This is a genomic window from Pelistega indica (genome assembly GCF_000506865.1).
Lineage (GTDB): Bacteria > Pseudomonadota > Gammaproteobacteria > Burkholderiales > Burkholderiaceae_B > Taylorella > Taylorella indica.
The window spans coordinates 1-8,094 of record NZ_AYSV01000077.1; the positions used below are offsets into that span (position 1 = coordinate 1).

Here is an 8,094-nt window from a genome sequence, read left to right on the forward strand (position 1 = left end):
TCAGATATGAAGAATGTTGCCAACCTTATCATTTACAGATAGCGTACCCCAAAAAACCAGAACTATTGATGAGATCTCGCTATAGTGCCTATGTTCTAGGGTTAGTTGATTATATTGTCAAGACAACCGTGCCGGCACAACAAGCATTATTAGATCGTGTAGCGATTGAACAATGGAGTCATCAGGTAGCGTGGAAAGGGCTTGATGTATTACAAGTAAAAAATATACCCGGTTCACATCAAGCGAAAGTAGAATTCAATGCCTACTATACAGAGAATGGGGTAGATAAAGTCCATCATGAATACTCTGTATTTTTAAAAATTAGTGGGCAGTGGTATTTTAAAGACCCTAGTGTCTAAATCCTTAAAAAGGCATAGCGATAATGTCTTTTATAGAATTTCATTGACGACTTCAATGGGGCGACATAGACGCACACCTTTCGGAGTTATGACAATGGGGCGGTTTACTAGTACAGGATGAGCAACCATCGCATCAATTAATTGTTCTTCAGTTGCACCCTCTTTGTCGAGATTGAGCTCGGTAAAAAGAGCCTCTTTTTGACGAATTAATTCCTTAGCCGTTAAACCTGAGCGTTTTAAAATATCTTGAATTTGTACTTTTGTTAAAGGGTGCTTTAAGTATTCAACAATAGTCGGCGTAATCCCTTTTTCTTCTATCAATGCTAGCGTGTTGCGTGAGGTACTACAACGTGGATTGTGGTAGATAGTAACGTTGCTCATATTTATGTCCTTTGAATAAAATCGTTTTAGCTCATTCTTAATCAGATTAAGGGGTATTTTAACATTAGATGGTAAGTAGTTAAGAGAAGCTTCCTTGTTCAATCTAGGTCTAGTTCATAGCGATATCTCCATAAAAAGGCTACAATGAAATCTCTAGACCGAGATAGTTAAGTTGGAGTGACGAAATGAAAAAAACGCTAGTGTTAATAGCAAGTATGGGATTATTTTTAAGTGCTTGTTCTAGTGGTCCCGTAGATGACAATAAAACAGCAGAATGCTCACAAATAATGGGTCGAGTGATTCAAGCACCTGCAGTACAGCAACGGAATCCAGGGGATAATTTTCTTGCTCAGTATCAACGTGATAAATCAGCAGAAGCGGCAAGAGAGCATGCTAAGAAAGCAGGTTGTTTAGAGAAAAAATAAACGTAAAACAAGAAGTCGTTCAAGTAGATGATGTAAGCTGTGCAACACCTAGATTGGCTAACTCATCTGCTTTTTCGTTGCCTGGGTTTCCAGCATGACCTTTTACCCAAATCCAATCAATCTCATGCAATTGGCATAGTGCGTTTAACTGTAGCCATAGGTCTTGATTCTTGACAGGTTTTTTGTCAGCTGTTTTCCATCCACGAGCAATCCAGTTAGGCATCCATTGAGTGATGCCGTTTTTAACATATTGCGAATCAATGTGCAGCCGTACTTTACTATGTGGTTTTTTTAAGGACTGCAAAGCTTCAATAACAGCTTGCATTTCCATACGATTATTTGTGGTGTTTTCTTCACCGCCATAAAGCTCTTTACGATGCTGTTTATATTGTAAAACAGCGCCCCATCCGCCTTTTCCCGGATTGCCTTTGCACGCACCATCTGTCCAAATATCAATATAATCGTTCATTAAGTATTTATCTCTTTGGTTGTTACAATAGCACCATGTCTTGTTTTTTTAGGTTGAGAAAGCGCTGGACCAACAAGGTGCATCCCTAATGTTTTTTTCTGTGCCACGATAATATAAAAGGCACCGTCTTTTGCCATCCAAGGGTTCATTTTAACAAACTGCCAATAATTAATTTTCTTTCTGTTAGAAGAGTGACGAGTCGGTTGTGCTGTTGGAAGAATATTAAATGAATAGTATCTGCACCAATCACGCACACGCCGATGAGAAAGCTGTCGTTTATAAGGAATGGGATTGGAGAAAGCTGAGCGATAGAGCTTTCTAAGGTTCCATATATGATTTGGATTGAAGCCAATGATAATTAACTGGCCGTTAGGGACTAGAACTTGATAAATTTCTTCAATAATTTTTTTTGGGTGTTTGCTGACCTCTAAGGTATGGGGGAGAAGCACAAGGTCAACAGAGTTGCTAGCAAACTCTAAAGAAAGTGTTTCATTTCCCGATGTTTTAATTGATGACAAAGAGTTATTGTTACTCTCAAAACTTGGTAAAATAATCTTTTGTCTCATTCGATTTTTTTCTAAATAATTGATATCAGGCATACCAATTTGAATGGCAACATAGCCAAAGAAATTGCTAATAATATCATCAATTTTTTGACGTTCTGATAGTAAAATATTTTGACCTAATTCTGAGCCAAACCATGTATCTAATTGTTTTATAAGTAGTTTATCCACTAGATAATCACCATGAGTACATTACACATAAATGCAATTGCTGCTTTCACTGATAATTATATATGGATAATTCACAATGGGCGTTATGCGTGCGTCGTAGATCCTGGAGAAAAAAGTCCAGTCAGTGATTATTTACATCAAAACAAGTTAGAATTGAGATATATTTTAGTTACACATCATCATGCCGACCATACTGGGGGTGTTCTTGATTTAGCTCATGAATTTGGTGCCAAAGTGTTTGGACCTATGGGGCAAATTGAGGGGATCGATACGTATGTCGGAGAGAATGATGTGGTAAATATGCCAGAACTTAACTGGTCTCTCAATGTTTTAGAGGTTCCAGGTCATACGATGGATCATATTGCCTACGTGGGACAAGTTAAGGCAGGAGAATATGCGTTGTTCTGTGGGGATACTTTGTTTTCTTGTGGCTCAGGACGTTTATTTGAGGGCGATTCTAAAAACATGCTCCAAAGTCTTGATAAATTTAAGAAAATAGGCGAAAATGTTCTAGTTTATTGTGCTCATGAGTATACATTATCGAATATTAAATGGGCGTTGACCGTTGAGCCAGATAATCCAACTCTACGGAGCTGGCAGCAACAGGCCATGCAGTTACGTGAGCAAGGTATACCCACTATACCAACGTTATTCGAGCAAGAATTAAAGATGAACCCTTTTTTAAGGGTTGATCAGAAAGGTGTTTGGCATGCTGCAGAGCGACATGTTGGACATAGGTTAACAACACCATCTGACGTATTTACCGTATTACGCGAATGGAAAAACACTTTTTAGGCGATAAATGAAAAAAGTTTTAGGCTATGCTGTGGTTGCAATATCTGTTGTATTGACAGGATGTGCTTCGTCTGGAAAATATGGTTCATATTCATCTGCTGAACTGAGTAAGCAGCAGAAAAATGTCTGGGAAAGAGTGAGAAAAGGTTTTGGAATGCCTGATTTGGATCAGGATCCCAAAGTCGATTATTGGACAAATTACTATGCTTCTCGCCCTAAATCATTAGAGGTGATGGCTAGTCGCTCTAGTCGTTATATTTATTACATTGCGAAAGAGTTAGAGAAGCGTCACTTGCCTTCTGAGCTCGCTTTGTTGCCGTTTGTAGAAAGTGCTTACAATGCCGATGCTTTATCACGCTCAAAAGCAGCAGGGTTATGGCAATTTATCCCTAGCACAGGCACACATTACAATTTAGAGCAAGATTGGTGGAAAGATCAGCGTCGAGATACGATCCATTCTACACGTGCCGCCTTGGATTATCTGTCATATTTGTATCAGTTCCAAGGGAATGACTGGCACTTGGCTTTAGCTTCTTATAACCGAGGTGAGGGCGCTATTCGCCGCTTACGAGAGCGTAACGCTGCTGCTGGTTTAGGCACTGATTTTTTGTCTCTTAGGTTACCTGCCGAAACACGTAATTATGTTCCCAAGCTATTGGCGATTAAACGTATTGTGGCTAATCCGAGCAAATATGGTGTGAAATTACCAAATATTCCAGATCAACCCTATTTTGTTGAAGTATCAAAAGATAAGGATATGGATGTATCAACGGTTACTCGTTTGGCGGGTATTTCAGATGAAGAATTCCGTTTATTAAATCCAGCAAATAAGCAAAAAGTACTATTGGCACAGCATGGTAGCAAGATTTTATTGCCACAAAAGAATGCGGAGCAATTCAAAAAGAACTTAAGCTCTTATAAAGGGGAGTTATCTGCTTGGCGAGGATATACGCCAACACCAGGAGAATCTCTAGCATCAATTGCGCAACGATATGGTATTTCAGTAGAGTCTCTAAAAGCTATGAATGGCTACGGACGTTATCAAAATGTTGCTGTTTCTTCTAGAACATTAATTGTGCCTAGAAGTCCCGGGCTATCGACAGATTCTTCTGCGGCTGGTATTGATACGAGAGATATTACCAATCCAATAGCATCTAATAGCACGTTGTTAGCAAGTACACAACCTCGCTCAGTATCGACAGGGACAGTATCAAATATTCCTGCTCAAACGACACCAGCGGTACGTTTAGCAGGCACAAGTCCTCAAGTACGGTTGGCATCAGCAACGACAACATCAGCACCTGCAGTGGCGCAGAATACACCTAGCCCAGCTACTGCTAATGATGATATATTAAAGCAAGTGATGGCATCTTCTGCTAATACTGAATCTGGAACAACTGGTTTGGTAGCTGACAATTCTGGTAATGCAGGTTTAGAAACCGTGAGAGCGTCTGAAGACTTAATTGGTGGTTTAGTTGCGGCTAACCCAGCACCAACAACTGTGGCTGTACAGACTGTTCCAACTGCTACACCAGCCCCTCGCTCTACTTCTGGGACTAATGTTGCTGCATTAGCAAGACCTCAAACAGCAACATATAGTACAGATAATTCTTCGGTAGGTGCTAGAACGGTTAGTGCACCGATGTATACGCAAAGAACTTCAAATGGCCCGACTATTCATACTGTGATGGCGGGAGATACCTTATACTCTTTAGCGAAACGTTATGGCACAACTGTGGATAATATTCGTGCCTTAAACAATCTTGGTGGTAGAGAAATTAGAACTGGCGAGAGATTGCATATGCCAGGTTCGGGTGTTCAAAGTTAATTTTGTTTAACCATCTCGTTATGTTGGTTAAGACTGAATAGAACATAAATAAAAGGCTAGCTTTATTTTTAAAGCTAGCCTGAGTTTTTTGATAGTTAGACAATTAGGTAAAAAATCCAGCTCTTTATTTCGTTACTTTGGGATCTAACAACAAAAAGTAGTAGAAACCAAAGAGAACAAGGGGGGATAATTAGTCCTTATAGATATTCACAACAGGTACTTCACCTGCATAAGCATAACCACGATACATTCCTTCTGAATTAAAGGGGAGATATACATTACCCTCTTTATCCACAGCAATAATGCCACCGGAGCCATTAAGTGCAGGAAGCTTTTCAAAAACGACTTTATCACAAGCTTGTTGCAATGAAAGCCCTGCATATTCCATGAGTGCCGAGACATCATAAGCAACGACGGCACGGATAAACATTTCACCATGACCCGTACTAGAAATAGCACATGTTTTATTATTAGCATAGCAACCAGCACCAATAATAGGTGAATCACCGACGCGCCCAACTGTTTTGTTAGTCATGCCACCAGTTGATGTTGCCGCCGCTAAATTTCCATGCATATCGATAGCTACAGCCCCCACAGTTCCCATCTTTTTGCTTTCATCTAATGGTCGCTGAGCTAATGCTTGAGCATCGTGATCTAATAAGACAGAATCACTTTGTTGAGCGAGAACACGATTTAACTGTTCGCGCCTGAAGTCAGTACTAAAATAATCGGCATCTACCATTTCAATCTGATTAAGTTTAGCAAAGGCTTCAGCTCCTTCTCCAATAAAGAATACGTGCTTACTTTTCTCCATCACGGCACGTGCAGCCTTAATTGGATTTTTGATATGTTTAACACCAGCAATTGAGCCACATTTTAAGGTTGAACCATCCATAATGGAGGCATCTAATTCATGGGTTGCTTGGCTAGTAAAAACAGCACCTTTTCCCGCATTAAAAAGAGGATTGTCTTCTAACATTTGCACGGCTAACGTGACAGCATCTAGTGCTGTACCACCTTTGTTCAGTATATCTGCACCTGCTACGGTAATTTCAGTTAGTGCGTCTTTATAGCGTTTTTCTTCTTCGGGTGTAATGACGGCTTTAGAAATGGCGCCTGCACCACCATGGATAGCAATAACAGCTTTTGTCATAATCAAGTTCTACCTAGGGAAATCTTAGCGTAAAGAGGCTGACATAGATGAAAATACATTGAGAGTTCTAACGATGTATTCAATAGAGGGCTGCTCAAACGTAATAGTGACGCCATCTACTCGATTGGTATTAGGTAGCATGCAGAATAAATCAGCTAGACCTGGGGTCGTAGTTTGTAGTGTACATACATAAGGTTTTTTGAGTGAAAATAAAGAAGACTTATTTTGCTGTAAACGACTAACCGCTTCTTTCATGCCTTTGCGAATATCTTCACAAGAAGCTTCAATGGTTTTACTCGCCGCACATGTATGACCCATCGCCCATTTAGTTTCTACCCAAATAGCCTCAGGAAAATGAGCTTTATTTTCTTCAGCTAGGTATTGGTCACCACTACCAAAAATTAATGGAATTCCTTTTTCTGCTGCTAATAAACCATATAGACCGGGCTCACCTAAGGATTGTCCGTTGATACTTATTTTGGCAAAAGCAAAGCTATTAATTGTATGCGCGAGTACCCCCCGACCTTGAGCTTGAGAGTGATGACCGACAAGCGCTACGCCGTCAACATTAAACTCTATCCCTGACATCATGCTATATAGTCTAGGTTTGCCTGTAATCAAAATAGCACGTGGATCTAATTCGGAAACAATAATATTTCTAAATCCAGCATGTGAGTCATTGACAAAGACCTTTTCAGCACCAGCCTCAAAAGCGCCCAAAATAGCCGCATTTGCTTCTTTTGTCATCCATAGACGAGCTCTTTCATATTCAGGATTACCCGCACGAACTTGTTGGGGATCAACTACACCTGCTACGCCTTCAATATCGGTTGAAATTAGGATTTTCATGATGTTCTCTTTACATTAAATTAAGTGATTTAAGTTTAGTTAATAAACTTTGGATTGTTTGATTATCGCGACCAGTCACATCTGTCGCATACCAAAGTGCATTAATAATGGCTTGTTCAGTGGCTTCTGCCGCTGCATTAAATAAATCATTTAATACGGTTTCATGTACGGTATTAGGATTACTTAATATTGTATCTTTATGTTGGCTGATACGCTGAGTAGTAGAAAAGGCAATAGCAATATCGCCACTTCCATGACCATAATTTGAGCCTGTGCGAGCCAAGCCTGCGCCTGCACGTAAACTAAGACGTTTAAGTTGTCTAGCATCTAGAGGGGCATCTAGTAGCTAAAACAATAATAATAGATCCTTTGTCTACAGAAACTTCTTGTTGTTTTTCTAATTGAGTAATAATTTTACCAAGTGGCGAGTCACCTATTTGAAGATAAGGCAAACTACCGAAATTAGATAAGACAAGGGCACCCACTAGATAGCGACTTTCTTTATCATCAGGATGACTATAACGGGATGCTGTCCCAATACCCCCCTTTAAACCAAAACTGCGCATACCTCTGCCTGCACCAACTGAGCCTTGTTGAACATGGTTGGATTGTAGTGCGTGAGCTTGGTGGTAATGCTTTTCTTCAATAGCAAAAGCATGCAAGTCGTTTAAATAACCGTCATTGCATTCTAATACCAAAGGATTAACGGTTGCCCATTCACGCCCAATTTGAGGGTGCTGTTGGATAGCTTGTTTAATTTGAGCTTGTGCAATAATGGGGACTGCAAAAGTATTGGTGAGTGCAATAGGTGTTTCGATAACACCTAATTCTTCTAGTTGAATAAGTCCAATGCTTTTACCAAAACCATTGATGATAGAAACTCCCGCGGCTACCTTTTCAGTAAAAATATCACCTGCATGAGGTGTAATGACGGTAACCCCAGTTTGGATAGAACCTTCTTGTAAAGTTACCTGTCCAACGCTCACACCCGCAATATCAGTAATTTGGTTATTCGGTCCACTTGGCAGAATACCAATGGTTGGTGGTGTGGATTCGTTAATGGTTGAATTAAAAACGTTCATCATAAGAATTTATTGTTTT

Annotated in this window: 9 protein-coding genes and 1 pseudogene; 4 read left to right on the top strand and 6 right to left on the bottom strand. The window is 39.9% G+C overall.

Annotation, left to right across the window (positions count from 1 at the left end):
• Positions 1-359 (top strand): YchJ family protein (locus V757_RS20920; protein ID WP_023950760.1); only part of this gene is annotated, 359 nt, incomplete at its 5' end.
• 30 nt (positions 360-389) lie between these two features.
• Here the strand turns inward: V757_RS20920 and arsC are convergent.
• Positions 390-740 carry an arsenate reductase (glutaredoxin) gene (gene arsC, locus V757_RS20925; protein ID WP_023950762.1) on the bottom strand — a complete coding sequence of 117 codons (351 nt, stop codon included), beginning with the start codon at positions 738-740 and terminating at the stop codon, positions 390-392.
• 185 nt (positions 741-925) lie between these two features.
• On the opposite strand from arsC, the gene V757_RS20930 reads away from it, so the two are divergent.
• The gene (locus V757_RS20930) at positions 926-1,165 is read left to right on the top strand and encodes a hypothetical protein (RefSeq protein ID WP_023950765.1); all 240 of its coding nucleotides are present in this window, start codon (positions 926-928) and stop codon (positions 1,163-1,165) included.
• A gap of 19 nt (positions 1,166-1,184) precedes the next feature.
• Here V757_RS20930 and rnhA read toward each other — a convergent pair whose 3' ends face one another.
• Both rnhA and V757_RS20940 read right to left on the bottom strand, forming a co-directional pair.
• Entirely contained in the window at positions 1,185-1,634 is a 450-nt protein-coding gene (rnhA, locus tag V757_RS20935; RefSeq protein WP_023950767.1) for a ribonuclease HI, read from the bottom strand.
• Entirely contained in the window at positions 1,634-2,368 is a 735-nt protein-coding gene (locus V757_RS20940; protein ID WP_023950769.1) for a class I SAM-dependent methyltransferase, read from the bottom strand. Before V757_RS20940 ends, rnhA begins: the two co-directional genes overlap by 1 nt.
• A 12-nt stretch (positions 2,369-2,380) precedes the next feature.
• Between V757_RS20940 and gloB the strand changes: the two genes are divergently transcribed.
• Positions 2,381-3,163: a hydroxyacylglutathione hydrolase gene (gene gloB / locus V757_RS20945; protein ID WP_023950771.1), complete on the top strand. Its 783-nt coding sequence runs from the start codon at positions 2,381-2,383 to the stop codon at positions 3,161-3,163.
• 7 nt (positions 3,164-3,170) lie between these two features.
• Positions 3,171-4,991 carry a lytic transglycosylase gene (locus tag V757_RS20950; protein WP_023950773.1) on the top strand — a complete coding sequence of 607 codons (1,821 nt, stop codon included), beginning with the start codon at positions 3,171-3,173 and terminating at the stop codon, positions 4,989-4,991.
• A 190-nt stretch (positions 4,992-5,181) separates the two neighbouring features.
• On the opposite strand, the gene V757_RS20955 is transcribed toward V757_RS20950, so the two are convergent.
• The 3 genes and pseudogenes from V757_RS20955 to V757_RS20965 all read right to left on the bottom strand — a co-directional run bounded on the left by V757_RS20955 (position 5,182) and on the right by V757_RS20965 (position 8,075).
• Positions 5,182-6,144 (bottom strand): isoaspartyl peptidase/L-asparaginase family protein, encoded by a 963-nt coding sequence (locus V757_RS20955; RefSeq protein WP_023950775.1) that lies wholly within the window; start codon positions 6,142-6,144, stop codon positions 5,182-5,184.
• A 24-nt stretch (positions 6,145-6,168) separates the two neighbouring features.
• On the bottom strand, positions 6,169-6,993 hold the full coding sequence (locus tag V757_RS20960) for a M55 family metallopeptidase (protein ID WP_023950778.1): 825 nt from the start codon (positions 6,991-6,993) through the stop codon (positions 6,169-6,171).
• Positions 6,994-7,003: 10 nt separating this feature from the next.
• Positions 7,004-8,075, bottom strand: a pseudogene (locus tag V757_RS20965) (DmpA family aminopeptidase).
• Positions 8,076-8,094: the final 19 nt, after the last annotated feature.

Excerpts from the sequence above, each read along its gene's own strand:
- V757_RS20955 (WP_023950775.1), bottom strand. The coding sequence starts at position 6,144 with ATGACAAAAGCTGTTATTGCTATCCATGGTGGTGCAGGCGCCATTTCT.
- rnhA (WP_023950767.1), bottom strand. The coding sequence starts at position 1,634 with ATGAACGATTATATTGATATTTGGACAGATGGTGCGTGCAAAGGCAAT.
- arsC (WP_023950762.1), bottom strand. The coding sequence starts at position 740 with ATGAGCAACGTTACTATCTACCACAATCCACGTTGTAGTACCTCACGC.
- V757_RS20950 (WP_023950773.1), top strand. The coding sequence starts at position 3,171 with ATGAAAAAAGTTTTAGGCTATGCTGTGGTTGCAATATCTGTTGTATTG.
- V757_RS20960 (WP_023950778.1), bottom strand. The coding sequence starts at position 6,993 with ATGAAAATCCTAATTTCAACCGATATTGAAGGCGTAGCAGGTGTAGTT.
- gloB (WP_023950771.1), top strand. The coding sequence starts at position 2,381 with ATGAGTACATTACACATAAATGCAATTGCTGCTTTCACTGATAATTAT.
- V757_RS20930 (WP_023950765.1), top strand. The coding sequence starts at position 926 with ATGAAAAAAACGCTAGTGTTAATAGCAAGTATGGGATTATTTTTAAGT.